This window comes from Sphingomonas gellani, from assembly GCF_900110035.1.
Taxonomy (GTDB): Bacteria; Pseudomonadota; Alphaproteobacteria; order Sphingomonadales; family Sphingomonadaceae; genus Sphingomonas; species Sphingomonas gellani.
The window spans coordinates 346,630-370,493 of record NZ_FOCF01000001.1 but is presented as its reverse complement, the minus strand read 5'-3'; the positions used below and the strand labels follow the sequence as shown (position 1 = coordinate 370,493).

The window sequence follows — 23,864 nt, the reverse complement described above, 5'->3', positions numbered from 1 at the left end:
CGGCCATGGTCATCCCTGGAGGCGTGACCGGAAGCAACAAACCCATTCGTTTTCGGAGCAAGATCATGAGCGACACCATCACGCTCGCCGCCGAGACGCGTGACCGGGTTGGCAAGGGAGCCTCCCGTTCGCTGCGTCGTGAAGGCCGCGTACCCGCCGTCATCTACGGCGCCGGCCAGGAGCCGTCCTCCATCCATCTGGAGGAGAAGGCACTGGTCAAGGCCCTGATGACCGGCCACTTCTTCAACTCGGTCGTGATGCTGAACGGCGCGCGCACCCTGCCGAAGGATGTCGCCTTCGATCCCGTCACCGACCGTCCGGTCCATGCCGACTTCCTGCGCATCGGCGAGCACACCGCCGTGCACGTCAACGTCCCGGTCGTGTTCACCGGCGAGGAAGAGTCGGTCGGTCTGAAGAAGGGCGGCGTGCTCAACATCGTCCGCCACGAGCTGGAACTGGTCGCCGACGCGGCCGAGATCCCCAGCGAGATCACCATCTCGCTCGCCGGCCTGGACGTGGGCGATTCGCTCCACATCTCCGCCGTGACGCTGCCGCAGGGCGTGTCCAGCGCGATCACGGATCGCGACTTCACCATCGCCACCGTGGTCGCCCCATCGGCGCTGCGCAGCGAAGGTGCGGGCGCAGAGGATGACGCCGCAGAGGGCGAGACCCCGGCCGCATAACGCGGTTTCGGCGTCGACAATCTCGGGGGCAGGGCAGCGGAGACGCTCCCCTGCCCCTTCGCATTTCAGGAGCGGTGTTCGGTGCAGATCTGGGTAGGTTTGGGCAATCCGGGGCCGCAATATGCGATGCAGCGGCACAATGTCGGCTTCATGGCCGTCGACGCGATCGCGGAGGTCCATGGTGTCGGCCCGGTGAAGAAGCAGTTCACCGGCTGGACGCAGGAAGGGCGCATCGGCACCCAAAAGATACTGTTGCTGAAACCCGCGACCTTCATGAACGAATCCGGCCAGTCGGTCGGCGCCGCGCTCCGCTTCTTCAAGCTGGATACCGATGCGCTGACCGTGTTCCACGATGAGCTCGATCTCGCGCCGTTCAAGGTCAAGGTGAAGGTGGGCGGCGGTGCGGCCGGGCACAACGGACTGCGCTCCATCGACCAGCATCTGGGCCAGGATTATCGCCGTGTTCGGTTGGGCATCGGCCATCCCGGACACAAGGATCGCGTGACCGGCTACGTGCTCGGCAACTACGCCAAGGCGGAAATGGACCCGCTCGCCGACATGCTCGGCGCGGTCGCGGCGGAGGCGACATGGCTCGCCGCGCGCGACGACGTGCGCTTCATGAACGATGTCGCCCTGAGGTTGGGATAAAGGAGGTTGTCATGACGGTGCGGTCACTGTTCCCGACCCTGTTCTACGAGGATGCGCTTGGCGACGAGGCGCTGGTCGCGGAGCTGGAGGATGCGTGTCGCGACCTGTCGCGGGAGGATCGCGCCGGCGTACGCTGGTGCCGCGAACATGGTTATCGCGGCTATACCTCCTATGCGTCGCTCGACGATCTGCCGATCCGCGATCCGCGCTTTGCCGATCTGAAGCGGTTGCTCGACCGCCACGTCGCGCGCTTTGCACAGGAATGCGGGTTCGAGCTGGGCGGCAAGCGGCTGAAGCTCGACAGCCTGTGGGTCAACGTGTTGAAACCGGGCGGCGCGCATTCCGGCCACATCCATCCGCACAGCGTCGTCTCCGGCACGGTCTACATCGCCGTTCCGGAAGGCGCCGGTGCGCTGAAGCTGGAGGATCCGCGCCTGCCGATGCTGATGGCCGCGCCGCCGCGCACCGCGCCGACCTTCGTCTACGCGCAGCCGCAATCGGGCAGCATCTTCCTTTGGGAAAGCTGGCTGCGCCACGAAGTCGTCGCGAACGCCGCCAAGGGCGACCGGATCAGCGTCAGCTTCAATTATCGCTGGTGACGTTCAGAACCGATAGCGCATCGTCATCCGCGCCAGCCCGTTGATGCCGTTGGCGGTTTCGGCGGCGTCACTGCCACGCAGCCGCTGGTCCGGCGCGGGGTCGCTTCGCCCGACCACCACCCCCGCATCTACGCCGACGGCGATGCCGGTTGCACCGCCACGGCTGTACCCCATCAGCATCGCCGGGCTGAAACGCCGCCCCGCACGCCCAGTCGGCAGGGTACGCAGGCTTTCAGGATCGGCGCCACGCGGCACCGACCGGTTCAACATCCTGCCACCCGCCGACAGATGGAAATGATCGTCGAAGGGATAGATGTCGATCAGCGCGCCGCCGACTTTCCGCACCGGCGCGCCCGACATCGGCTGGAGGGGCAATCGCGCGGGTGGCGCGGTGGCGATGCGCAGGCGAACGTCGCGGCCCAGGCGCGTCCCGACAGGCTCCGTCAGGCGTAGCGGCGGCCGAAAGGCTGGACCCTGTGCAGACACGGTTGCCGATGCATAGATCGTCAGTGCCAGCCCGCTCCAAAGCCGCCCTTTCACCATCGATCCAGCCGCCCCCTTCACCCCGCCGCAATGCTGCCATCATCACGGGCCGTCCGCAACCATGCGCCGCCGCCACGCTGGCATTCGGCGACCGGGACGATTATGAGCCGCGCTTTCCCTTCCTCATCAAGGCATCTCCATGGGTTTCCGCTGTGGCATCGTCGGCCTGCCCAATGTCGGCAAGTCCACCCTCTTCAACGCGCTGACCGAAACGGCCGCGGCACAGGCGGCGAACTATCCATTCTGCACGATCGAACCGAACGTCGGCAACGTCGCGGTGCCCGATCCGCGCCTGCAACAGCTGGCGTCGATCGCGGGATCGGCCAAGATCATCGAGACGCAGCTCGCCTTTGTCGACATCGCCGGACTGGTGCGTGGCGCGTCCAAGGGTGAAGGGCTCGGCAACCAGTTCCTCGGCAACATCCGCGAGGTGGACGCGATCGTTCACGTGTTGCGCTGTTTCGAGGATGGCGACGTCACCCATGTCGAGGGCAAGGTGGATCCGATCGCGGATGCCGAGACGGTGGAAACCGAACTGATGCTCGCCGATCTCGAAAGCTTGGAAAAGCGTGTCCCAAACCTGATCAAGAAGGGGCAGCAGGGCGACAAGGAGGCGAAGATCGGCGCCGCCGTGCTCGGCCAGACGCTGGACCTGCTGCGCGACGGCAAGCCTGCGCGCCTGACCCAGCCAAAGGATGTGGAGGAGGCGCGCGTCTTCGCCCAGGCGCAGCTGCTCACCGCCAAGCCCGTGCTGTACGTGTGCAACGTCGAGGAAGGCAACGCGGCCACCGGCAACGCGCATTCCGCGCGCGTGTTCGAAAAGGCGAAGGCGGAGGGTGCCGAGGCGGTGGTCGTATCCGCCGCGATTGAGGCCGATATCGCAACGATGCCGGCCGAGGACCGGGGCGAGTTCCTGTCCGAACTGGGCCTAGAGGAAACCGGCCTCGCCCGCGTAATCCGCGCCGGCTACACCCTGCTCCACCTGCTCACCTTCTTCACGGTGGGGCCAAAGGAAACGCGCGCCTGGACCATTCCGGCGGGCAGCAAGGCACCGCAGGCGGCCGGCGCGATCCATTCGGATTTCGAGCGCGGCTTCATCCGGGCGGAGACCACCGCGTTCGACGACTATGTGTCGCTCGGCGGTGAAAGTGGCGCGCGCGATGCCGGGAAACTGCGTCAGGAAGGCAAGGAATATGTCGTCCATGATGGCGACGTGATGCTGTTCCGCTTCAACGTCTGACGAAGAGCCGTCATCGCCTGCATGGCTTGCGTGCAGCGTGAGCATGCGGGCGTCGATCGTGAGCTTCGTGCGTTGAACGTCCGGACCGTCTGGTTGAGGCAGGGTTGATGATGAAGTTCGCGGTCGCGACCATGGCGGCTTTGCTGGCATCTGGATGCGCGAGCTATCCGGCCACACCGCCGGCTCTCACACCGGTGACCACCGGTTCGCCCGCACCGGCGGAACAACGCGCGCCGGTGACGATCCTCGTCTCTATCGACGGCTTCCGACCCGACTACCTGCAGCGCGGGGCGACGCCGGTGCTCGCCCGCCTCTCGGCAGAGGGCGTCAGCGCGAGCATGATGCCGTCCTTCCCGTCCAAGACGTTCCCCAACCACTGGACCCTGGTGACGGGGCTGGTGCCCGATCATCACGGCATCGTCGGCAACAGCATGGACGACCCCGCACGTCCCGGTGCGAAGTTCACTATGGCGACCGCCGATCCGGGCTGGTGGAACACCGCCGAGCCGATCTGGGTAACGGCGGAGAAGGCGGGCATCCGCACCGCGACGGAGTTCTGGCCCGGTGCGAACGTGGCCTGGGGCGCGCCGGCCGGAACGCGCGATGATGACTCCCCTGCCGGTTCGGAGCGTCCGGAGGACTGGCACCAATATGCCGGCGCAGTGAGCAGCGTGCAGCGCGTCGATGCCGTGATTGATTGGCTCCGCCGGCCTGCGGCGACCCGGCCCCGCTTCATGACCCTGTATCTCGAAGCAGTCGACCATGCCGGCCATGACTCCGGCCCCGACTCCGCGGCGATGATCCCTGCCTTGGCGGAGGTCGATGCCGCGATCGGCCGCCTGCTCAGCGGGCTGACCGATTTGGGTCAGCCAGCCAATCTGGTGATCGTGTCGGACCATGGCATGGCCGCGACCTCCTCCACACGCACTATCGCCCTGGACCGCGTCACGTCCCCGAGCGACTACCGGCTGGTCGAGAAGGGTCCCTATGCCAGCCTGTTTACGATGCCGGGCCGGCAGGTCGCGCTGGAGCAGGCGCTGCTGCGACCGCATGAGCACATGCAATGCTGGCGCAAGAATGAAATTCCCGCACGCTTCCGCTACGGCACGAACCCGCGCATCCCACCCTATCTCTGCCTGGCGGATACGGGATGGCTGATCGACAGCACCGTGCCGACCCAGACGAAGGTCGGCGGCAATCACGGCTACGACAATCGCGCGCCGGAGATGCAGGCGCTGTTCATTGCGCATGGTCCGGCGTTCGTTGGCGGCACCCGCCTGCCCAGCTTTCCGAACACGGACGTGACGCCGCTGTTGCGGGACCTACTGGGTCTTGGCGCAGCGAGTGTTTCGGACGGCGACGATGCTCCCTTCCGGAACGCGCTCGCTCATTGATCGTCGGCGCCATCGAGGGATGCAGCGAGCTGGAGCTAAGTCGCCGTTGCGCGATCAGCGCTAACGACTGAAGTTGCCGCGGTTCTTATCCCAGGAAACGGCCCGGTCGGTGCCGCTCGGCGAGCAGCAGCGGAACACGCGCTGGTTGCGAAAGGGCACGAGGGATGATGACCCACTAACTAGCGGCAGTTATCGTGATAAAGGCGCTGTGTGTCGCATGGCCTATTCGTCGGCAGCACATGCCGACCCGCCTTCCGACCACTGATATAACGCCGAGTTATCGGGCTCTAGCGCGGCAAGTGAGGCTGCCGAGACCGTGATTTCCAGGACTTGGCCTAGTACATCAACGGAGCCGGTCCCGATGGACACCAACGCGGTAGTTGCCGCAGAACAGTGCATCCAAAGCTGCGGCGCTCAAGCGAGAGTGATGCCCGTCGCTGACATTCGGATGATGTGAAAGCTGGGCGAACCGCTCCGAGCGAAGAGGTACTAGTCGACGGACGCTACGCGACCAGCCACTTGTACCGGCTGATTGCGTTCACCCCCGCCATTCGCCTTCTATCAGCGGCGCCCACGACCCCCGCCCTGCCTTCCACCCCAGCCACGCGGGCCGCCCGCGCCGCGCGGACCGTTCCAGCCGGGCGATCCGCGCCAAGAGCCAGGGCTGCCCCACTGCCGCCCAAGAGAGCCGGGATGGGCATTGGCCGGCGCACCCGGCTGTCCGGGTGTGCCGGGATTGACTGCCACCGGGGGACGCGAGCCTCCGCCTCTCCATCCTGGCTGCCGACCGTCACCCGGGCGACCGTCAGCGGGCCAGCCAAAGCCGGGTTGACCAAAGCCGGGCTGACCAAAGCCGGGGCGACCGCCGGGCGCGTACGGCCGGCCCTCGCCATGCCCATCGCGATGGGGAAAGCCGCTCCAATTGCCGGGCGCGCTGCCGGGGCGGCCGCGATACGGACGCCGGCGATGCTCCCAGTACCGACGCTGCTGACTGTTCCAGCGGTAAGGGCGACGGTACTGGTCGTACACGTAGATCCCGCTGCCCGGATAATAGAAGTCGCCCGCCCAGCCGTAATAGGATGGATAGCCGCCGGCGTAATAAGGGTCTCCATAGCCGCCGTAATAGCCGCCATCATACCCGTAACCGCCATCGTAGCCGGAACCATAGCCGAGTGACACGCCACTATAGCCGTAGCCGTCCGTACAGCCGGACATCCCGAACGCTGCGCCGATAACCATGCCGGCCAATGCCAGACGCTTGAAGAACATGAGAAACACTCCCGCGATACACGGGCGCGGCAGACTACGCGCCGATCCCATCTCAACGACATGTCGTTGAACGGGTTCCACCAGCTCCGATGGACGGCCGCAGCAACGAAAAAGGGCGGAGGCATCACTGCCCCCGCCCCTTCTCTTTCCCGCTCTACGGTCGGGCCTCAATGCTTCAGATCGCGCCAGACGTTCTGATAGGCGCCCCAGGCCAGGAAGCAGAAGATGATCAGGAACACCACTGCTCCGAACCCGGCGGCGTGCCGGGCCTCCAGCCGCGGTTCCGCCGTCCAAGTCAGGAACGCGGAGACGTCCTTCGCCATCTGGTCTACGGACGCGCGGGTGCCGTCGGCATAGGTCACCTGCCCATCCTGGGTCAGCGGCGGCGGCATCGCGATGTTGAGGTTCGCGAAATACTGGTTGTAGTGCAGGCCCGTCGGCGTCTTCGATGCCGGGAACTTGCGGATCAATTCGGCCGGCTGTGCGACATAGCCATGCCCGACCAGCGAATAGATGTAGTTCGCACCGTCATGCCGCGCCTTCGCCATCAGCGACAGGTCCGGCGGCAGCGCGTTGTTGTTCGCGGCACGCGCGGCGATGTCGTTCGCGAACGGCGAGGGGAAGCGGTCGGACGGTACGTTCGGACGCGTCGATGCCTCGCCGGTGTCCGGATTGATCGTCGGCTGCTCGATCTTCCAGCCCTTGGCGATCGCCTTCACTTCGGCGTCGTTATAGCCAAGCTGAGTCAGATCGCGGAACGAAACGTATTTCAGGCTGTGGCAGGCCGAGCAGACCTCCTGATACACCTGAAATCCGCGCTGAACCTGACGGCGATCGAACTTTCCGAAGAAGCCGGCCGACGACAGTCCAGCGTCCAGCGGATGATGGTGGAACTCGTGCTCCGCGGACTCGACCGGCGGGTTGGACACCCATTCCGATACCGTGCCGAACAGCGCCAGCCCGAGCACAAACACAAATGCCGCGCCGACGAGGGATGCGATGATGCGAACCATGATTTTGTCAGTCCCCCGTTCGGTTCAGTTCGCCATCGCCGACTTGGTCGGCCCCAGCCCCGCATGCTTTTCCAGCACCGCCTCGGTGATGGAGTTCGGCAACGGACGCGGCCGCTCCGAACGGGCCACGATCGGAAGGATGATGAGGAAGTGCGCGAAATAGTAGATCGATGCGATCTGCCCGAGCAGGATCACGCCCGGCGACGGCTCCGCGCCACCGACATAGCCGAGCACCAGCACGTCCAGCAGCAACACGCCAAGGAACTTGCGATACAGCGGCCGGAAATTGGCCGACCGCACGGGCGAGCTGTCCAGCCAGGGCAGGAAGAACAGCAGCAGGATCGAGCCGAACATCGCCAGCACGCCCCACAGCTTCGCATCCAGGATGAAGTTGGCGGTGAAGCTCTTCAGGATCGCGTAGAACGGCAGGAAGTACCATTCGGGCACGATGTGCGCCGGCGTCGAAAGCGGGTTAGCCTCGATGTAATTGTCCGGGTGACCCAGCAGGTTGGGGCTGAAGAACAGCAGCAGCGCGAACACCAGCATGAACACGCCCAGCCCGACCGCGTCCTTTGCGGTGTAATAGGGATGGAACGGCACGGTGTCCTGCTCGCCCTTCACCTCGACACCCGTCGGATTGTTGGAGCCGGGGATGTGCAGCGCCCAGATGTGCAGCACGATCACGCCCGCAATCACGAACGGCAGCAGATAATGGAGCGAGAAGAAGCGGTTTAGCGCCGCATTGTCCGGTGCGAAACCGCCGAGCAGCCACACGCGGATCGTGTCGCCGACCAGCGGAATGGCGGAGAAGAAGCCGGTGATGACCTGCGCACCCCAGAAACTCATCTGACCCCAGGGCAGAACATAGCCCATGAAGGCGGTTGCCATCATCAGCAGGAAAATCACCACGCCGAGCAGCCACACCATTTCACGCGGCGCCTTGTATGACCCGTAATACAGCCCGCGCCCGATATGGATGTACACGACCAGCAGGAACATCGACGCGCCGTTGGCGTGCGCATAGCGCAGGAACCAGCCCGCGTTGACGTCGCGCATGATGCTCTCGATCGAGCCGAACGCGACACCCGCATTGGCGGCGTAATGCATCGCCAGCACGATGCCGGTGATGATCTGGATGCCCAGCGCCGCGCCCGCGAGCACGCCGAAGTTCCAGAAATAGTTCAGGTTGCGCGGCACGGGATAGCCGGCACCGACCGCGTTGTAGACGAGGCGCGGCAACGGCAGCTTCTCGTCCAGCCACCGCATCAACGGCTGCTTCGGTTGATAATGCTTGGCCCAGGGAAAGCTCATCTCGGGTGCTACCTCAACCGACCGTTACGGTCGTGTCAGACGTGAACGTGTACTCGGGAACCGTCAGGTTCTTCGGCGCCGGCCCCTGCCGGATGCGCGCCGCCGTGTCGTAGGCGGAGCCGTGGCACGGGCAGAAATAGCCGCCGAACGGTCCGCGATTCTCGCCCTCGCCCGCGCCCAGCGGCACGCAACCGAGATGGGTGCACACGCCAAGCGTGATCAGCCAGTTCTGCTTGCCCGGCTTCGTGCGCTCCGCCAGCGTCTGCGGATCGCGCAGTTCGGACAGGGACACCTTGTTCGCCGATGCGATTTCCGCCGGCGTCAGGTTGCGGACGAACAGCGGCTGCTTGCGGAAACTCGCCTTGATCGCCTGCCCCGGCTGGATCTTCGACAGGTCCAGTTCCGTGGTGGACTGCGCCAGCACATCGGCCGACGGGCTCATCTGATTGATGAGCGGCAGCACGATCGCGATCGCGCCCACGCCCGCAAAGGACACGGCGGCGATGTTGATGAAGTCGCGGCGACGCGGATCATGTGGATGTTCGTGGAACGGCGCGGCGTCTTCACCGGGAGGAACCATATTGTCGACTGCGGCCATTCACCCGAACCCTTGTTCTTGCATCCGGGGCGCCCGCGCCGGGACGCTTACGCCCTCCGCCTTCCCGTCCCCACGGTATAAGGCCGGCGGAGTGATAGACGGCGATGCGTGGCTTTCCAACCGTGTTTTTACGGATGGCTATTCGCAGGGGCGTCGAGCAGCATTTGCATCGGCATGGGCGGCGACTAAGCGCGCGGCATGCGCATCGCCCTGTTCCAACCCGATATCGCCGGCAATGTCGGCACCATCCTGCGCACCGCGGCGTGCATGGGCATTGCCGTCGACCTGATCGAACCAATGGGTTTCCCCTGGAGCGACCGCGCGCTTGCACGCGCCGGGATGGACTATGCCGATCGTGTCGAGGTGCGTCGCCACGTGGATTGGGACGCTTTCGTACAGGCGAACACCGGCCGCCTCGTCCTGCTGACCACCGCCGGCGCGACGCCGCTGAACCAGGCGACGTTCCGCGACGACGACACGCTGCTGCTGGGGTCGGAGGGGCACGGCGTACCTGCGGAGGTGCATGCGCGCGCCGACCTGCGCGTCGCCATTCCGATGCGCACCGGCTTTCGCTCGCTGAACGTGGCGGTTGCGGGCGCGATGGTGCTGACCGAGGCGTTGCGCCAGACGGGTTGGCCGAACTGACGCCCGCCGCTAGACCGGCGGAGATGATCGCCCTCGACGCCCAGCAAGCCGCCGCCCGCGCATGGTTCGAATCGCTTCGCGACCGGATCTGCGCCGCATTCGAAGCGATCGAGGAAGAGGCAGGATCAACGGCCCGGTTCACCTACACACCCTGGGACCGCGCCGATCCGGCCGGCGCGCCGGGTGGTGGCGGCGTGCGCGGCGTGATGAAGGGCCGGGTGTTCGAAAAGGTCGGCGTCAACGTCTCCACCGTAGGCGGCACGCTGGAGGGAGAGTTCGGCCGCTCCATCCACGGCGCCGCGGAGGACCCGCGCTTCTTCGCCACCGGGATCAGCCTGGTCGCACATATGCGCAACCCGCATGTGCCGGCCGTGCACATGAACACGCGCTTCCTGGTCACCACGAAGCGGTGGTTCGGCGGCGGCGCGGACCTGAACCCGCCTTTGCCGATCGAGGTGGATACGAACGAGTTCCATGCGCGACTGAAACAGGCGTGCGACGCGCATGACGGCGACTATTATCCACGCTTCAGGAAATGGGCGGACGAGTATTTCTTCATCCCCCATCGCGGCGTGCATCGCGGCGTGGGCGGCATATTCTACGACCATCTGGAGGGCGATTTCGAGGCTGGCTTTGCCTTCACCCGCGACGTGGGACAGGCGTTCCTCGACATCTATCCCCGCATCGTGCGGCGGCGCATGGACGAGTCCTTTACCGAGGCAGACGTGGCGCAGCAGCTGGCGTGGCGCGGGCGCTATGCCGAATTCAACCTGGTCTATGATCGCGGAACGCTGTTCGGGCTGAAGACCGGCGGCAATATCGACGCGATCCTGATGAGCCTGCCCCCGATCGCCAGCTGGGATTGATTGTCATGGGTCTCGTCCCCTTGCCCGACGATCAGGTCGCGACCATCGTGACCACGCTGGAGATGCGTCGCCGTCCCCCGCTGCGGCCCCTGCCGTCGTCACCGCTGCGCCTTGTCGCATGGCCTTCGCCGCGGCCCGACACCTATCGCGGGTTGTTCCGCCGGGTGGGGGCGCCGTGGCTGTGGTTCTCCCGATTGGCGATGGACGACCGCACGCTGCTGTCCATCATCCACGACCCGGCCGTGCAGGTGTTCGCCGCCGTCGACCGCGCCGGGATAGAGGTCGGGATGCTCGAACTCGACTTCCGCACGGCGGGAGAGGCGGAGATCAGCTATTTCGCGCTTGTGCCCGAACTGGCCGGTCGCGGCGTCGGCCGATGGTTGATGGCGGAGGCGCTGGCCCGCGCGTGGCGACCGGACGTGACCCGGGTATGGGTGCATACCTGCACGCTGGATCACCCCTCCGCGCTCGGCTTCTACCGCGCACAGGGCTTTCGGGCGATCCGCCGGACCGTGGAAACGTTTCCCGATCCACGCGCGATCGGCCTGCTGCCGAGCGACGCCGCGCCGCGCATCCCCTATTTGGGCGACGATCGCGACAGCGCGCCATAGGCGATCACACCCGACAGCGCGAGCACCAGCGATGATGCCCAGATCGTGCCGGCTGCCAGCGCATCGAGCAGCGCCACGACCACCGGGTTGGCGATGTTCTGTCCATGCAGACTGCGCACCGTGGCGAGCAGGATGGCGACGATCGCCTGCGTCGCGAAGGTGGGGATGCCGGCAAGCAGCATCAGCGGCAGACGGTTGCCCCGCGTCGCCGCCCATGCCTGGCTGATCGCGCGCACGGCCCCGCCACGCTCCGCAGCGACGGCGGGCGCCACCAGCATCAACAACGCCACGGCCACGATGTAGAGGATGGGGGCGAGCGCCGCGGCGACACCCGCGCCACCGATGGACAGCAGCACCGTCGCGGCAACGGCGACCGGTAGCCCGACAAGGAACAGCGCAAGCAGGAATCGCCAGAACAGGGCCGCCGCGCGCATCATCGACCGCCCGGCTTGGCCCGCACCCGATCCGATATACAGGGTTGCGATGGCCAGGGTGCCGAACTGCGAGACCAGCGCCGCCGCCACATAGGTTGCGCCGTTCTGCGACACCCATGCCGCCATCGCGGTGCTCCACGCGGTCATCGCGTCCGCCGTCGCCTCGCCCTCCGCCATCATCGGCAGGTCGGGTACCAGCAACAGGATCGCCCATTGCGGAATGAACAGGAACAGTCCGCTGAGCGGCCCCAGGATCGCCCGGTCACGGGTCCAGATCGCGCGGGCGGCGCGCAAGACGCCAATCGGATGCAGGGTCATGCGAAGACGTCGGCCGCCCTTCGCCCGCTGACCGTAACATACAGCTGGGCCGTGAACACCGACACCACGACCATGTAGATGCTGGCAAACGCCGCCGACACGATCGCTGTGACGAAACGAGCCGCGACCGCCCCGCTGTTACCGAGCAGCAGGCTCGTCACGATCCCCAGCACTGCCTGGCTGGCCGCGGTCGCGACCGACAGCACGATCACGAACAGCAGCGTGACCCCGACGATTCGCCAGGTGAGTCCACGCGTGAGGAACCACGACCGCGCGAACGCGCGGATGCCGGATCGTTCGTTGACGATCACCGGGTTCAGCAGGAACAGGCGCGCACCGACGAACAGCCCAACGACCACGAGGGCGAGCAGATACAATCCCGCAAAGCCGACGATCCCGGCCGGTATCGCCGGCGACTCTCCACGACCAAGCGCGGCAAAATCGATATGGCTGGCGACAAGAGCCACGATCAGCGGCACGGCCAACATGCCCACGACCAGACCCGCAATCGCATAGACGCCTAAAGCCGGCAGGAACCGGCGGCCCGCCTGACGTGCGGCGTCGCCGGCGTCGACGTCCGGATCGGATGCCACCGACACGACGGCGAGCTGTCCCCAGATCATCAGCAACAACGCCGCGAACCCGATGACGCCGCCGACCATCACCGTCGGCGCAGAAGGCGCGCCGCTCAGAATCGTCCAGCCATCGCGCACCACGGCCGGCAGGAACAACGCCGGCACCGCGATCCGCGTGAGGATGGCCCCCCGCCCCCGCAGCACATCGGCCGTGCTGTCCCAGATACCACTCATCGTCACCATGGCCCGCTCCCTGCCCGCTCAGCCTGCGGCAGCGCTTAACGCTCCGCCACGCTCTTGCAAGCGGTTGCGCGGCACGTCACATCGCGCCTGCATGACGGCGCACACCATCTTCCATCGCGGATCGCCACCCAGCGGGCTGGAATGGCGCGTGACCCCCGGACTGACCGACTATGCATCCGCGCTCGCGGATATGGAGGCGCGCGCGGAGGCGGTGCGTGCCGGCGAAGCGGAGGAACTGCTCTGGCTGTTGGAGCACCCGCCCCTGTACACCGCCGGCACCAGCGCGGACCCCGCCGAGCTGATCGATCCGCGTTTCCCGGTGTTTCCGACCGGTCGCGGTGGGCGGTACACCTATCATGGCCCTGGCCAGCGGGTCGGCTATGTGGTGCTGGACCTGAACCGGCGCGGCCGTGATGTGCGCTGCTTCGTGCACTCCTTGGAAGCATGGGTGATCGCCGCGCTGGCCGAACTGGGGCTGGAGGCATCCCGCGCGGAGGGCCGGGTAGGCATTTGGACACGGCAGGGCGGCACGGAGGCGAAGGTGGGCGCGATCGGCGTTCGCGTGCGCCGCTGGGTGACGCTGCACGGGTTCGCGGTCAACGTGTCGCCCGACCTGTCGCACTTCGGCGGGATCGTCCCGTGCGGCCTGCCGGAGTTCCCCGTCACCAGCCTGTCGGCGCTGGGCATCGACGTGCCAATGGCCGCGGTCGACGACGCGCTGGCGCGAACCGCGTCCGATTTCCTTCAAACTCTTTCTTGCGGCGCGGAAAACTAGGCTTGAGGGCGGCCCCGTCTGTGGGTAATGTGCGCGGCGATTTGGTTACATAGGGCTGCCAGCCGTCCAAATCCTTTTCTAGGGAGCTTCCAATGCGTGCACTCATCTCCAAGGTCCTGACGGGTTCGATGATCGCCGGCGCGGCGCTCGCGGTTGCGGCTTGCGGTCCGAAGACCGAGACCACCACCGAGAACACCACGGTCACCGATCTGAACGCGACCGAGGGCATGGACACCATGTCCGACAACATGACCGCCGTCGACAGCTCGATGAACTCGGGCATGATGTCGAACGACACCATGGGTAACGCGGGCATGATGTCGAACGACACCACCATGACCACGAACACCACCACCACGACCACCAACGCGATGTAATCAGCCCATCCGGGCTGCCGCGCTGCGGTTGAAGAAGGGGTCGACCGGGATACCGGCCGGCCCCTTTTTTCATGCCCGCGATCCGTGCCGCCCTCATTTTACGCTGCGCCAATGGTTAAAATTGTTTGGGGTCGACGCGAAAAATGTCGTAGATTCCCGCCATGTAGAAGCTCCTGGGGGAGGATGGTGTAAATGCGTAACGGGTTTTTGGCAGGCGCGGCGGCGCTCGTCTTCGGAATGGCCTTGGCTACCCCGGCGTCGGCACAGTTCTTTCTGAAATCGCGCGACCTGAGCGACCGCCCCACAAAGGGTGCGGAGGCCGGGATCGTGCAACCGCTGCCCGGCGCCACCGCCGCGGAAGAGCGGGCAGGCCTGGCCTGGACGTTGCGCGCTGCGCTGAACGTCGCCGCCTTGCAGTGCCAGTTCGAACCGACGCTGGTCACGGTCGACAACTACAACGCGACATTGAAGGACCATGGTCCCGAACTGAAGTCATCCTTCGACACGCTGACCAAGTACTTCGCCCGCACCGCAAAGACGCCGAAGGCCGGTCAGGCGGCGCTCGACCAGTTCGGCACCCGCACCTATTCCAGCGTTACTGCCGTCTACAGTCAGATCAATTTCTGCCAGACCGCTTCATCGATCGGCAGCGAGGCCGTGTTCACGCCGCGCGGGGACTTCGGCAATCTCGCGGAACGTCGCATGCGCGAGTTGCGCAACTCGATCGCGACGCCTTGGGGTGAGCAGATGTTTTCCCGCTATATCGGCCGCGATCCCTATCCCGTGGCGATCCCGCGCCTGGACGCGATCTGTTGGGACAAGAAATATCGCTGGCAGGAAAAGCAGTGCGGGCCGCAGACGTTGCAGCCGATCAGCCAGCCCGTGGCCGGCGGCATCGCGGCACGCTGACGCGACATGGCGGGTGCCCCGGTTCGGGGCACCCGATCAGCGCAGGCCGAGCAGCTTGTGCGTTTGCAGCGACAATCGCCAGTTCGGCCGATCCATGACCAGGGCGATGGCCGCTTCCGTATTCGCCGCACCGGCCGCATTGTCCATCGGCTGGATCAGCCGGTTGGCGAAGTGCCAACTTTCCAGTTCGTCAATGTCGATACCCGCCTGGGGCCAGACCAGCTTCAACTCGTCGCCCCTTGTCTGAACGACGGTCGACCCTGCCTTGGGACTAACGCACACCCAATCGATGCCGGGATGCGCCGCAAGCGTCCCGTTCGTTTCCACCGCAATCCGAAAACCGGCCGCGTGCAGCGCTTCGACGATCGGATCGTCGATCTGGAGCATGGGCTCGCCACCCGTCAGCACGACAAAGCGACGCTCCGTGCCCTGCCCCCAGTGCGCCTCGACCGCCGCGACGAGCGCCATCGCATCCACGAAGCGCCCCCCACCCAAACCGTCCACGCCGACGAAATCGGTGTCGCAGAAGCGGCAGATGGCGGACGCGCGGTCCCGTTCGCGCCCGGACCACAGGTTGCAGCCCGCGAACCGGACGAACACCGCGCGCGCGCCGGCATTGACCCCCTCGCCCTGCAGCGTGAGGAACATCTCCTTGACGGCGTACATCAGGACCGCGTGATCGTTGCGGGCGTCATCACGGATGCGCGGCGTAGCGGGTGGGATCGGGCACGCCGGCCTCCTCGAACCCCTTGGAGCGCAGGCGGCAACTGTCGCATAGCCCACAATGCAGGTCGCCCGGTGCGGGATCGTAGCACGACCAGCTCAGCCCCATGTCCAGCCCCAGACGCGCACCCTCGCGCACGATATCGGCCTTTGTCATATGCTGAAGCGGCGCGCGGATGCGGAACGGCTCACCCTCGACACCAGCTTTCGTCGCCAGCTCTGCCATACGCTCGAACGCCTCGATGAACTCAGGGCGGCAGTCGGGATAGCCGGAATAGTCGAGGGCGTTCACCCCGATGAACAGGTCGCGCGCGCCCGCCGCCTCCGCCCAGCCGAGCGTCAGGCTGAGGAAGATTGTGTTGCGCGCGGGCACGTAGGTGATCGGGATACCATCCAGCTGCACCCCGTCCTTCGGCACGGCGATGTCGTCGGTCAACGCGGAGCCGCCGAACTTCGACAGGTCGAGCGGCAGGACGATGTGGCGCGCCACGCCCAAAGCGGCGGCGACGCGTGCGGCCGCGGCCAGTTCGACCCGGTGCCGCTGGTTGTAATCCACCGACAGCGCCAGCACGACATAGCCGCTTTCCCGCGCCAGGGCGGCGGACACCATTGAATCCAGGCCACCCGAAACCAGGGCGACGGCGATCTTCTCATCAGACATGATCGCTGCCCGCTAGGCCTTTGCAGGTCCGACCGCAACTGTGCGTCATGCGGCCTCCACGACCGGTACGGCGAACTTGCGCGCGCAGAACTGGCAATCGACGAAGATGTCGCCGCCCTCGTCCGCCATTGCCCGCTGCTCCTCGATCGGGAAGCGGGACAGCACGGCCGCGAAATGCTCCGGCGTGCAACGGCAACCACGGCTGATCGCGGTCGCCGCCAGAACGCGCACATCGGGCTCCTCGTTGAACAAGCGCCAGACCAGCGTCTCCAGCGGCAGTGCCGCGTCCGCCAACTCGTCCGCACCGATCGTGCTGCCCAGTGCGGCGACATGCTCCCATTCCGGGTGGTCGAGGCGCGTGTGCAGCCGCTCGCGACCGTCCTCTCCCTCCGGCAGGTGCTGGAGGAAAAGCCCGCCTGCGACCGTGCGGCCATCGGCGCCCTTGCGCATGCCGACGCGCACCAGCGTCGGGATCTGTTCCGACTGGATGAAGTAGCTCTGCGCCGCCTCGGTCAGCGTGTCGCCGTCCAGGGGCACGATGCCCTGATACCGCTCGCCGCTGGTCGACAGGTCGAAGGTGATGGCGAGGTAGCCCGCACCGAACAGGGCGAACAGCGTCGGCCGCTCCGGTGCCATAGCCAGCCGATCGGCGTCGAACTCGACATAGCCGCGCACCTCCCCGTTGCGGTAATCGCAGACCAGCAAGGTGACGACGCCGGTCTCGGTCCGCGACTGCATCGTCAGCTGGCCCGCCGGGTCCTTCAGGGTCGACCCGATCAGCGCGGTCAGCGTCAGTGCCTCGGCCAGTAGCGCCTCGATGGCGGGAGGATAGGCATGTGCCGCCAGGATCGTATCGAGCGTCGTGCCGAGACGGACGATGCGCCCACGCGCGCTGCGGCCCGCGATCGTGAAACCGAGTGCGCGGTCGAGGTCGGAAGAGGTTTGATCCATCGAATCACCGTGGGCTGTGCCGATGCCGACCCGCTCCGCTCGCGCACGAACGCGATGTGCTCAACGAAGAACACAGCGGATGGGAAAGCAAGTCAGGCGGGCGTTTGCGTCAAGATAGGACGCCGCCCGGTCCGATCAACCGATCTGGCCGAAGCACCACCGCAACACGGACTTCTGCGCGTGCAGGCGGTTCTCCGCCTCCTGCCAGATCAGCGACCGCGGCCCGTCGATCACCTCCGTCACCACCTCCTCACCGCGGTGGGCCGGCAGGCAGTGGAGGAAATGCGCGTCGGGCTTGGCCTTTGCCATCAGCGCCGTGTCCACCTGGAACGGCATCATCGCGGCCAGCTTCGTCTCCGCATGCAGCTGACCCATCGAGATCCACGTGTCGGTGACCACAACGTCGGCACCCTCAACCGCCTCCGCAGCGGTGCCGACCACGCGGGCGCGCCCTCGCCCGCGCTGCACATCGGCATCGGTCGGCTGGAATCCCTGCGGACAGGCGGCCACCACGTCGAAGCCCATCAGCCCGGCCGCCTCCATGATCGACGCGAGCATGTTGTTGCCGTCGCCCAGCCACGCGACCTTCAACCCCGGCAGGGCGCGCCCGCTCTCCAGGATGGTGAGCAGGTCGGCCATGACCTGACACGGGTGAGACGCATCGGTCAGGCCGTTGATGACCGGGACGGAGGCGTTGGCCGCCATCTCCACGACCTTCGCATGATCGTCGGTGCGGATCATGATCGCGTCGACATAGCCCGACAGGACGCGCGCGGTGTCGGCGATGCTCTCGCCGCGCCCCAACTGCATCGATCCCGCATCCATCACGATCGAGGTCCCGCCAAGCTGCCGGATCGCCATGTCGAAACTGACACGCGTGCGCGTCGAGTTCTTCTCGAAGATCATCGCCAGCACATGCCCGGCCAGCGGCGCATCGGCATCGCTGCGCCCCTTCGGCCACCCGGCCCGCGCCGCCTTGCGATCGAGCGCGTCGACTAGCATCGCGGCAACGCCGTTCCCGCCAGCATCGGACAGATCAAGGAAATGGCGGATGGTCACCTTCACTCACCTTCCATTCGTGTAGTCGGTCCACGCGCCCCACGCCGCGCTTTCGGCGGCGCGCGGCGCGATGGCCGGTCAGACGAGATTTGCGGGATCAATCGTCGGATGGGCCGGCGAAAGTACGCGCACCTTCGCTCAGGCGCTCGATCGCCTGCGCCACGTGACTTTCGTCGATGACGAGCGGCGGCAGGATGCGCACCACATTCTCACCGGCCGCGACCGTCAGCAGTTGGTGATTGTCGCGCAAGTGCGCCACGAACGCGCGCGGCTCGTTGCCCGGCTTCAGCTTCAATCCCAGCATCAGGCCCGACCCGCGCACTTCCTCGAACAGCGCGTCATGGTTGGGGATCATCTGCTCCAGCGCCTGACGAAGCCGCTGCCCGATTGTCTCGACATGCTCGAGAAAGCCCGACTCCAGCATGACGTCGAGCACCGCCTGACCCGCCGCCATGGCGAGCGGGTTGCCGCCATAGGTCGACCCGTGCGTGCCGAACACCATCCCCTTCGCCGCCTCCGCCGTGGCGAGGCATGCGCCCAGCGGAAAGCCGCCGCCGATCCCCTTGGCCACCGCCATGATGTCCGGCGTGATGCCGTGGTGCTCATACGCCCACATCCGGCCGGTCCGACCATAGCCGCACTGTACCTCGTCCAGCACCAGCAACAGCCCGTGCTCGTCACACGCCTGACGCAGGCCCTTGATGAACGCCTCCGTGCCGACCGACACGCCGCCCTCGCCCTGCACGGTCTCGACCAGGAAACCGGCGGTGCTGTTGTCGATCAGCGCCAGCGCGGCATCGAGATCGTTGAACGGTGCATAGGCAAAGCCGGGCAGCAACGGCTCGAACCCGTCACGCATCTTCGCCTGGTTGGTGGCGGAGATCGCGCCCAGCGTCCGACCATGGAACGCGTTGTTGAAGGTGATCAGCGTGTGCCGCTGAGGATTGCCGTTGGCGTGGTGGAACCGACGCGCGGTCTTGATCGCGCACTCGATCGCCTCGGCACCCGAATTGGTGAAGAACACCGTGTCGGCAAAGCTGTTGTCGACGATCCGCTGTGCCAGCGCCTCGCCTTGCGGGCTGCCGTACAGGTTGGACACGTGCATCAGCGTGGCCGCCTGATCGGCGATCGCCTTCACCAGATGCGGGTGACCATGCCCCAACGCGTTGACCGCGATGCCGGCGGCGAAATCGAGATACTCGGTCCCGTCCTCACCATAGAGATACACCCCCTCCCCTCGCACCGGGCGCACGCCGCACCGTGGGTAAACGGGCATGAGCGCGGGGGTGGACACGGGCCTTCTCCTTGATTGAAACGACAAAGGGCGGCCCGGAAGGGACCGCCCGGTATCGAGCATAGGGAGCCGGAAGGGCCAGCGTCAACCATAGAGGCTGGCGGTAGGCGGCATCTTCGTCGAGCGCGTAGCGCGAGCGGCGGCTGGTTTCGTGCATCGATCGTGGCGAGCAACTCAAGAGAGCACCTATAATCCGCCCGCTGCTCCTACCCATCGGCGTATCCCAGCGGATCGCGCATCACTCTCCACTCAAGTACTCGCAACGCTCACGCGTCGATCACCTCCTCGTCCAGCCGGGCCGCATTCTCCTGGATGAAGGCAAAGCGGTGGGCCGGATTGTTGCCCATCAGCCGGTCCACCAGATCCTTGACGCCGGCGCGCTCCTCATATTCCTGCGGCAAGGTGATGCGAAGCATGCCGCGTGTCGAGGGGTCCATGGTGGTTTCCCGCAATTGCTGCGGGTTCATCTCACCGAGACCCTTGAAGCGGGCGACCTCGACCTTCTTGCCCTTGAACGCGGTCTTCTCCAGCTCCGCGCGGTGGGCGTCGTCGCGGGCGTAGAGCGACTTCGCGCCAACCGTCAGCCGGTAAAGCGGCGGCTGCGCCAGATACAGGTGCCCGCGTCGCACCAGATCGGGCATTTCCTGGAAGAAGAAGGTCATCAACAGTGTCGCGATATGGGCGCCATCGACGTCTGCGTCGGTCATGATGACGACCCGTTCGTAGCGTAGCGCCTCCGGCCGGCACTCCTTGCGCGTGCCACAGCCCAGTGCCTGGATCAGGTCCGCGATCTCCTGATTGGCCAAGATCTTCGCGCTGGTGGCGCTGGCGACGTTCAGGATCTTGCCCCGGATCGGCAGGATCGCCTGCGTCTTGCGATCGCGCGCCTGCTTGGCCGATCCGCCGGCCGAATCGCCCTCCACGATGAACAGCTCCGTGCCGGCGGGATCATCGGCGGAACAGTCGGTCAGCTTGCCCGGCAGGCGCAGTCGCCGCGCGCTGGTCGCGGTCTTGCGCTTGACCTCGCGCTCCTGCTTGCGACGCAGGCGGTCGTCCATCCGCTCCAGCACGTAACCGAGCAGGGCCTTGCCACGGTCCATGTTGTGGCCGAGCCAATGATCGAAGTGGTCGCGAACCGCCTTTTCCACCAAGCCTGCCGCTTCGGGGCTGGTCAGCCGGTCCTTTGTCTGGCTTTGAAATTGCGGCTCGCGGATGAAGACGGACAGCATCAGTTCCGCCCCGACCACCACGTCGTCCGCACTGAGGTCCTTCGCCTTTTTCTGGCCGATCAAATCGCCGAACGCCCGCAATCCGCGGACCAGCGCCTGTCGCAGGCCCTGTTCGTGCGTGCCACCGTCGGGAGTCGGGATGGTGTTGCAGTACCAGCTGTAGCTGCCGTCCGACCAGAGCGGCCAGGCGACCGCCCATTCGACCCTTCCCTGATCGCTAGGAAAATCCTGCCGCCCCGCGAAGAAGTCCGCCGTGGCGCATTCGCGCGCGCCGACCTGTTCCTTCAGATGATCGGCCAGACCGCCGGGGAACTGGAACACCGCCTCCGCCGGGATATCGTCGGTCAACAGCGACGGCGTGCAGCGCCAGCGGATTTCGACGCCCGCGAACAGATACGCCTTCGACCGCACCAGCTTGTAGAGCCGCGCCGGCTTGAAGCTCAGATCGGGTCCAAAGATCTCCGTGTCCGGGGTGAATGCCACGGACGTCCCGCGCCGGTTCGGCGCGGCGCCGACATGTTCCAGCGGCGCCAGCGTCTGTCCCCGGCTGAAACGCTGGCGGTACAGCTGACGGTCGCGCGCGACTTCCACGACCGTGTCGGTGGAGAGCGCATTGACCACCGACACGCCGACACCGTGCAGGCCGCCGGAGGTTGCATATGCCTTCCCCGTGAACTTGCCGCCCGAGTGCAGCGTGGAAAGGATCACCTCCAGCGCCGACTTGTCCGGAAACTTGGGATGCGGATCGACGGGAATGCCGCGCCCGTTGTCGATCACGGTCAAACGGTTGCCGGGTTCCAGCACCACCTCGATCCGGGTGGCGTGACCGGCCACCGCCTCGTCCATCGCATTGTCGAGGACCTCGGCGGCAAGGTGGTGCAGCGCGCGCTCGTCGGTCCCGCCGATATACATGCCGGGACGACGGCGGACGGGTTCCAGCCCCTCCAGCACCTCGATCGAGGAAGCGTCATAGTCAGTACCGCTCTGGGCGGAAGTCGCGAACAGGTCGTCGGCCATGATCCCGACATAGGCGATGTTCGCCCTGTGTACCATCGGTCTGTGGTCGGCGTCGAAACGGCGGCCTGACGACGCGCAATCAGGATCCGTTGCCGCTTTGTTTCCGCCAGGTACGAAATGGTTTCGCGTGCAGGTCCGGACGGTCCAGCGCGGATACCACTGCCGCCCGACCTGTTCATGTCCCCACCACCATTCGGGAGCCTATAGTTTGTTCAAACCTGCCCTGGCCGCTTTCGGCCTCGTCCTTGTCGCCGGCACGCCCGCCCTGGCGCAGGAGAGCACGGCCGATCGCCCGTTTGACGGCGTCTATGTCGGCGTCGCCGGCGGCTATGACGTTCAGCCAAACGATATCGGCTCATCCATCCTGTTCGATCGGAACCTGGACGGTCGCTTCGGCGACAGCGTGACCACGGCCACCGGCGCGAACGCCTTTTCACCCGGTTTCTGCAACGGCGCTGCACTGGGTGCGACGCCCGCCGCCGGATGCCGCAACGATCGCGACGGCTGGGCCTATTACGGCCGCGTCGGTGCAGATACCCAGCGCGGCAACCTGGTGATCGGTGCGGTGGGCGAGTTCGGCCGGTCCGAAGTGCGCGACAGCGTCAGCGGCTTTTCCACCACGCCCGCCAGCTACACCATGACGCGCTCGATCGACTGGGAGGCGAGCGTGCGGGGACGGGTCGGCTATGCCGTCGACGCCACGCTGTTCTACGGAACTTTCGGCACGGGCTACGCGCGCATCGACCGCAGCTTTTCGACCACCAACACCGCCAACGCTTTCACGGGGCGCGGCGATCGCAACCAGTTCGGCCTGCTGGGCGGCGGCGGCATCGAGCAGAAGGTCGGCCGCAACTTGTCGTTCGGGCTGGAATATATGTACCACCAGTATCGCGACAACGATTACCGGGTACAGGCGACCGCAGGCACGGCACCGGCGACGAACCCGTTCGTGCTGGCACCCAACATCGCGGGCACGGACTTCCGTCGCTCCGACAGCATGTTCCGCTGGCATTCCATGCGGGCAACCGCCGCATTCCGCTTCTGAAGCGGAACGGGCCGCCGCCTGTTCACCAGACGGCGGCCCGATCGGTCAGCGTACGCGCGGGCCGCCAAAGGGCAGCGGCGGCGCGGGACGCCGATCCCGACGCGGCAACTGCGCCTGATAGGCATGGCCGCAATGGTCCACGCAATACGGGAAGCCGGGATTCACCCGCTCTCCGCAAAAGTGGAAATCTGGCTCGCCCGGATGACCCAGCGGCCATTTGCAGATGCGGTCGTTCAGGTCGAGCAGGCTGGTCTTGCCGGCGATCTCGGCCGACGGCTTGGCCGGCACCAGACGACGCGGCGGAGCGGGCGTGGCCGGCGGCTGCTGCTCGCCCGGCGATTGCCGCACGAACCCACCGGGACCGACGGAGCGCAGGATGGTCTGCGGTGCCGGCGCCGACGGCTCCGCGTCGCGCCTGGGCTCTAGGGGCGCGGCAGATGGCGCGGCGGACCAGGGCGCCGCTGGCGGGGTCGCGGCGGGGGCAGGATCCGGACGGACAGTCTCCGCAGGCGCGGCCGGCGCGTCCTGAGCGGCGGGCTCGGCGCGACGCTCGGGCGCAGGCGCTGCGGGCACAACCGGCTCGGCCGGCGCAGGGGCTGCGGGTGCCGCCGCCTTGGGCTCGGCATCGTTCTGCTTCACCGGCGATGGGCGCGATTGCAGTCCCAGGCGATGCGCCTTGCCGATCACGGCATTGCGGCTGACGCCACCCAGCGCCTCCGCGATCTGGCTGGCAGTCTGGCCCGCTTCCCACATCGTCTTGAGCGTTTCGATCCGCTCGTCGGTCCACGACATCGCAATTTCCCCAATGTTTCATGCGCCGGTTGCGGGCGGCAT

At 66.3% G+C, this 23,864-nt stretch carries 26 protein-coding genes; 12 read left to right on the top strand and 14 right to left on the bottom strand.

Going from position 1 to position 23,864, the window contains the following annotated elements:
- Positions 1-65 precede the first annotated feature (65 nt).
- The 3 genes from BMX37_RS01950 to BMX37_RS01940 all read left to right on the top strand — a co-directional run bounded on the left by BMX37_RS01950 (position 66) and on the right by BMX37_RS01940 (position 1,930).
- Positions 66-683 carry a 50S ribosomal protein L25/general stress protein Ctc gene (locus BMX37_RS01950; RefSeq protein WP_093664233.1) on the top strand — a complete coding sequence of 206 codons (618 nt, stop codon included), beginning with the start codon at positions 66-68 and terminating at the stop codon, positions 681-683.
- An 81-nt stretch (positions 684-764) separates the two neighbouring features.
- Positions 765-1,331: an aminoacyl-tRNA hydrolase gene (gene pth / locus BMX37_RS01945; RefSeq protein ID WP_093663776.1), complete on the top strand. Its 567-nt coding sequence runs from the start codon at positions 765-767 to the stop codon at positions 1,329-1,331.
- 11 nt (positions 1,332-1,342) lie between these two features.
- Positions 1,343-1,930 carry a TIGR02466 family protein gene (locus BMX37_RS01940; RefSeq protein ID WP_093663775.1) on the top strand — a complete coding sequence of 196 codons (588 nt, stop codon included), beginning with the start codon at positions 1,343-1,345 and terminating at the stop codon, positions 1,928-1,930.
- Positions 1,931-1,933: 3 nt separating this feature from the next.
- On the opposite strand, the gene BMX37_RS01935 is transcribed toward BMX37_RS01940, so the two are convergent.
- A complete protein-coding gene (locus tag BMX37_RS01935) occupies positions 1,934-2,473 on the bottom strand; it encodes a hypothetical protein (RefSeq protein ID WP_093663774.1) in 540 nt (179 codons plus the stop codon).
- A 139-nt stretch (positions 2,474-2,612) separates the two neighbouring features.
- Between BMX37_RS01935 and ychF the strand changes: the two genes are divergently transcribed.
- Together ychF and BMX37_RS01925 are read left to right on the top strand one after the other, a co-directional pair.
- Positions 2,613-3,713: a redox-regulated ATPase YchF gene (gene ychF / locus BMX37_RS01930; RefSeq protein WP_093663773.1), complete on the top strand. Its 1,101-nt coding sequence runs from the start codon at positions 2,613-2,615 to the stop codon at positions 3,711-3,713.
- 110 nt (positions 3,714-3,823) lie between these two features.
- Positions 3,824-5,107, top strand: coding sequence for an alkaline phosphatase family protein (locus BMX37_RS01925; RefSeq protein ID WP_244501377.1), 1,284 nt, complete (start codon positions 3,824-3,826; stop codon positions 5,105-5,107).
- 561 nt (positions 5,108-5,668) lie between these two features.
- Here the strand turns inward: BMX37_RS01925 and BMX37_RS01920 are convergent.
- From BMX37_RS01920 to petA, 4 genes are all read right to left on the bottom strand, one after another.
- Positions 5,669-6,376, bottom strand: a complete 708-nt coding sequence (locus tag BMX37_RS01920; RefSeq protein WP_093663771.1) for a hypothetical protein — start codon at positions 6,374-6,376, stop codon at positions 5,669-5,671.
- A 167-nt stretch (positions 6,377-6,543) separates the two neighbouring features.
- A complete protein-coding gene (locus BMX37_RS01915) occupies positions 6,544-7,389 on the bottom strand; it encodes a cytochrome c1 (RefSeq protein WP_093663770.1) in 846 nt (281 codons plus the stop codon).
- 24 nt (positions 7,390-7,413) lie between these two features.
- On the bottom strand, positions 7,414-8,700 hold the full coding sequence (locus BMX37_RS01910) for a cytochrome b (RefSeq protein WP_093663769.1): 1,287 nt from the start codon (positions 8,698-8,700) through the stop codon (positions 7,414-7,416).
- A 13-nt stretch (positions 8,701-8,713) separates the two neighbouring features.
- On the bottom strand, positions 8,714-9,280 hold the full coding sequence (gene petA / locus BMX37_RS01905; protein WP_093664232.1) for a ubiquinol-cytochrome c reductase iron-sulfur subunit: 567 nt from the start codon (positions 9,278-9,280) through the stop codon (positions 8,714-8,716).
- Positions 9,281-9,496: 216 nt separating this feature from the next.
- Between petA and BMX37_RS01900 the strand changes: the two genes are divergently transcribed.
- Genes BMX37_RS01900 through BMX37_RS01890 form a run of 3 tightly spaced genes read left to right on the top strand, consistent with a single transcriptional unit; the run spans position 9,497 to position 11,420 of the window.
- Positions 9,497-9,943, top strand: a complete 447-nt coding sequence (locus BMX37_RS01900) for a tRNA (cytidine(34)-2'-O)-methyltransferase (RefSeq protein ID WP_093663768.1) — start codon at positions 9,497-9,499, stop codon at positions 9,941-9,943.
- A 23-nt stretch (positions 9,944-9,966) separates the two neighbouring features.
- Entirely contained in the window at positions 9,967-10,809 is an 843-nt protein-coding gene (gene hemF / locus BMX37_RS01895) for an oxygen-dependent coproporphyrinogen oxidase (protein ID WP_093663767.1), read from the top strand.
- Positions 10,810-10,814: 5 nt separating this feature from the next.
- Positions 10,815-11,420, top strand: a complete 606-nt coding sequence (locus tag BMX37_RS01890; RefSeq protein ID WP_093663766.1) for a GNAT family N-acetyltransferase — start codon at positions 10,815-10,817, stop codon at positions 11,418-11,420.
- Here the strand turns inward: BMX37_RS01890 and BMX37_RS01885 are convergent.
- Both BMX37_RS01885 and BMX37_RS01880 read right to left on the bottom strand, forming a co-directional pair.
- A complete protein-coding gene (locus BMX37_RS01885; RefSeq protein ID WP_093663765.1) occupies positions 11,387-12,172 on the bottom strand; it encodes a hypothetical protein in 786 nt (261 codons plus the stop codon). The genes BMX37_RS01890 and BMX37_RS01885 overlap by 34 nt on opposite strands.
- Positions 12,169-12,990, bottom strand: coding sequence for a DUF7847 domain-containing protein (locus BMX37_RS01880; protein ID WP_139197938.1), 822 nt, complete (start codon positions 12,988-12,990; stop codon positions 12,169-12,171). Before BMX37_RS01880 ends, BMX37_RS01885 begins: the two co-directional genes overlap by 4 nt.
- 91 nt (positions 12,991-13,081) lie before the next feature.
- Here BMX37_RS01880 and lipB point away from each other — a divergent pair, with 91 nt between their 5' ends.
- From lipB to BMX37_RS01865, 3 genes are all read left to right on the top strand, one after another.
- On the top strand, positions 13,082-13,765 hold the full coding sequence (gene lipB / locus BMX37_RS01875; RefSeq protein ID WP_093663763.1) for a lipoyl(octanoyl) transferase LipB: 684 nt from the start codon (positions 13,082-13,084) through the stop codon (positions 13,763-13,765).
- Positions 13,766-13,857: 92 nt separating this feature from the next.
- The gene (locus BMX37_RS01870; RefSeq protein WP_093663762.1) at positions 13,858-14,142 is read left to right on the top strand and encodes a hypothetical protein; all 285 of its coding nucleotides are present in this window, start codon (positions 13,858-13,860) and stop codon (positions 14,140-14,142) included.
- A 192-nt stretch (positions 14,143-14,334) separates the two neighbouring features.
- Positions 14,335-15,051 carry a hypothetical protein gene (locus BMX37_RS01865; RefSeq protein WP_093663761.1) on the top strand — a complete coding sequence of 239 codons (717 nt, stop codon included), beginning with the start codon at positions 14,335-14,337 and terminating at the stop codon, positions 15,049-15,051.
- Positions 15,052-15,087: 36 nt separating this feature from the next.
- Here BMX37_RS01865 and queE read toward each other — a convergent pair whose 3' ends face one another.
- From queE to parE, 6 genes are all read right to left on the bottom strand, one after another.
- Complete coding sequence (gene queE, locus BMX37_RS01860; protein WP_093664231.1) at positions 15,088-15,720, bottom strand: 7-carboxy-7-deazaguanine synthase; 633 nt, start codon at positions 15,718-15,720, stop codon at positions 15,088-15,090.
- 25 nt (positions 15,721-15,745) lie between these two features.
- Entirely contained in the window at positions 15,746-16,435 is a 690-nt protein-coding gene (gene queC, locus BMX37_RS01855) for a 7-cyano-7-deazaguanine synthase QueC (protein WP_093663760.1), read from the bottom strand.
- Positions 16,436-16,480: 45 nt separating this feature from the next.
- Complete coding sequence (hslO, locus tag BMX37_RS01850; RefSeq protein WP_093663759.1) at positions 16,481-17,386, bottom strand: Hsp33 family molecular chaperone HslO; 906 nt, start codon at positions 17,384-17,386, stop codon at positions 16,481-16,483.
- Positions 17,387-17,521: 135 nt separating this feature from the next.
- The gene (gene argF, locus BMX37_RS01845; protein WP_093664230.1) at positions 17,522-18,439 is read right to left on the bottom strand and encodes an ornithine carbamoyltransferase; all 918 of its coding nucleotides are present in this window, start codon (positions 18,437-18,439) and stop codon (positions 17,522-17,524) included.
- A gap of 103 nt (positions 18,440-18,542) precedes the next feature.
- Positions 18,543-19,739, bottom strand: coding sequence for an aspartate aminotransferase family protein (locus BMX37_RS01840; protein WP_093663758.1), 1,197 nt, complete (start codon positions 19,737-19,739; stop codon positions 18,543-18,545).
- A 266-nt stretch (positions 19,740-20,005) separates the two neighbouring features.
- Entirely contained in the window at positions 20,006-21,985 is a 1,980-nt protein-coding gene (gene parE / locus BMX37_RS01835; protein ID WP_093663757.1) for a DNA topoisomerase IV subunit B, read from the bottom strand.
- Between the two features lie 208 nt (positions 21,986-22,193).
- Between parE and BMX37_RS01830 the strand changes: the two genes are divergently transcribed.
- Positions 22,194-23,030, top strand: coding sequence for an outer membrane protein (locus BMX37_RS01830; RefSeq protein ID WP_244501340.1), 837 nt, complete (start codon positions 22,194-22,196; stop codon positions 23,028-23,030).
- A gap of 45 nt (positions 23,031-23,075) precedes the next feature.
- On the opposite strand, the gene BMX37_RS01825 is transcribed toward BMX37_RS01830, so the two are convergent.
- Positions 23,076-23,822, bottom strand: a complete 747-nt coding sequence (locus tag BMX37_RS01825) for a GcrA family cell cycle regulator (RefSeq protein WP_093663755.1) — start codon at positions 23,820-23,822, stop codon at positions 23,076-23,078.
- Positions 23,823-23,864: the final 42 nt, after the last annotated feature.

Excerpts from the sequence above, each read along its gene's own strand:
- BMX37_RS01950 (WP_093664233.1), top strand. The coding sequence starts at position 66 with ATGAGCGACACCATCACGCTCGCCGCCGAGACGCGTGACCGGGTTGGC.
- BMX37_RS01940 (WP_093663775.1), top strand. The coding sequence starts at position 1,343 with ATGACGGTGCGGTCACTGTTCCCGACCCTGTTCTACGAGGATGCGCTT.
- BMX37_RS01935 (WP_093663774.1), bottom strand. The coding sequence starts at position 2,473 with ATGGTGAAAGGGCGGCTTTGGAGCGGGCTGGCACTGACGATCTATGCA.
- ychF (WP_093663773.1), top strand. The coding sequence starts at position 2,613 with ATGGGTTTCCGCTGTGGCATCGTCGGCCTGCCCAATGTCGGCAAGTCC.
- BMX37_RS01925 (WP_244501377.1), top strand. The coding sequence starts at position 3,824 with ATGAAGTTCGCGGTCGCGACCATGGCGGCTTTGCTGGCATCTGGATGC.
- BMX37_RS01920 (WP_093663771.1), bottom strand. The coding sequence starts at position 6,376 with ATGTTCTTCAAGCGTCTGGCATTGGCCGGCATGGTTATCGGCGCAGCG.
- BMX37_RS01915 (WP_093663770.1), bottom strand. The coding sequence starts at position 7,389 with ATGGTTCGCATCATCGCATCCCTCGTCGGCGCGGCATTTGTGTTTGTG.
- BMX37_RS01910 (WP_093663769.1), bottom strand. The coding sequence starts at position 8,700 with ATGAGCTTTCCCTGGGCCAAGCATTATCAACCGAAGCAGCCGTTGATG.
- petA (WP_093664232.1), bottom strand. The coding sequence starts at position 9,280 with ATGGTTCCTCCCGGTGAAGACGCCGCGCCGTTCCACGAACATCCACAT.
- BMX37_RS01900 (WP_093663768.1), top strand. The coding sequence starts at position 9,497 with ATGCGCATCGCCCTGTTCCAACCCGATATCGCCGGCAATGTCGGCACC.
- hemF (WP_093663767.1), top strand. The coding sequence starts at position 9,967 with ATGATCGCCCTCGACGCCCAGCAAGCCGCCGCCCGCGCATGGTTCGAA.
- BMX37_RS01890 (WP_093663766.1), top strand. The coding sequence starts at position 10,815 with ATGGGTCTCGTCCCCTTGCCCGACGATCAGGTCGCGACCATCGTGACC.
- BMX37_RS01885 (WP_093663765.1), bottom strand. The coding sequence starts at position 12,172 with ATGACCCTGCATCCGATTGGCGTCTTGCGCGCCGCCCGCGCGATCTGG.
- BMX37_RS01880 (WP_139197938.1), bottom strand. The coding sequence starts at position 12,990 with ATGGTGACGATGAGTGGTATCTGGGACAGCACGGCCGATGTGCTGCGG.
- lipB (WP_093663763.1), top strand. The coding sequence starts at position 13,082 with ATGACGGCGCACACCATCTTCCATCGCGGATCGCCACCCAGCGGGCTG.
- BMX37_RS01870 (WP_093663762.1), top strand. The coding sequence starts at position 13,858 with ATGCGTGCACTCATCTCCAAGGTCCTGACGGGTTCGATGATCGCCGGC.
- BMX37_RS01865 (WP_093663761.1), top strand. The coding sequence starts at position 14,335 with ATGCGTAACGGGTTTTTGGCAGGCGCGGCGGCGCTCGTCTTCGGAATG.
- queC (WP_093663760.1), bottom strand. The coding sequence starts at position 16,435 with ATGTCTGATGAGAAGATCGCCGTCGCCCTGGTTTCGGGTGGCCTGGAT.
- hslO (WP_093663759.1), bottom strand. The coding sequence starts at position 17,386 with ATGGATCAAACCTCTTCCGACCTCGACCGCGCACTCGGTTTCACGATC.
- parE (WP_093663757.1), bottom strand. The coding sequence starts at position 21,985 with ATGGCCGACGACCTGTTCGCGACTTCCGCCCAGAGCGGTACTGACTAT.
- BMX37_RS01825 (WP_093663755.1), bottom strand. The coding sequence starts at position 23,822 with ATGTCGTGGACCGACGAGCGGATCGAAACGCTCAAGACGATGTGGGAA.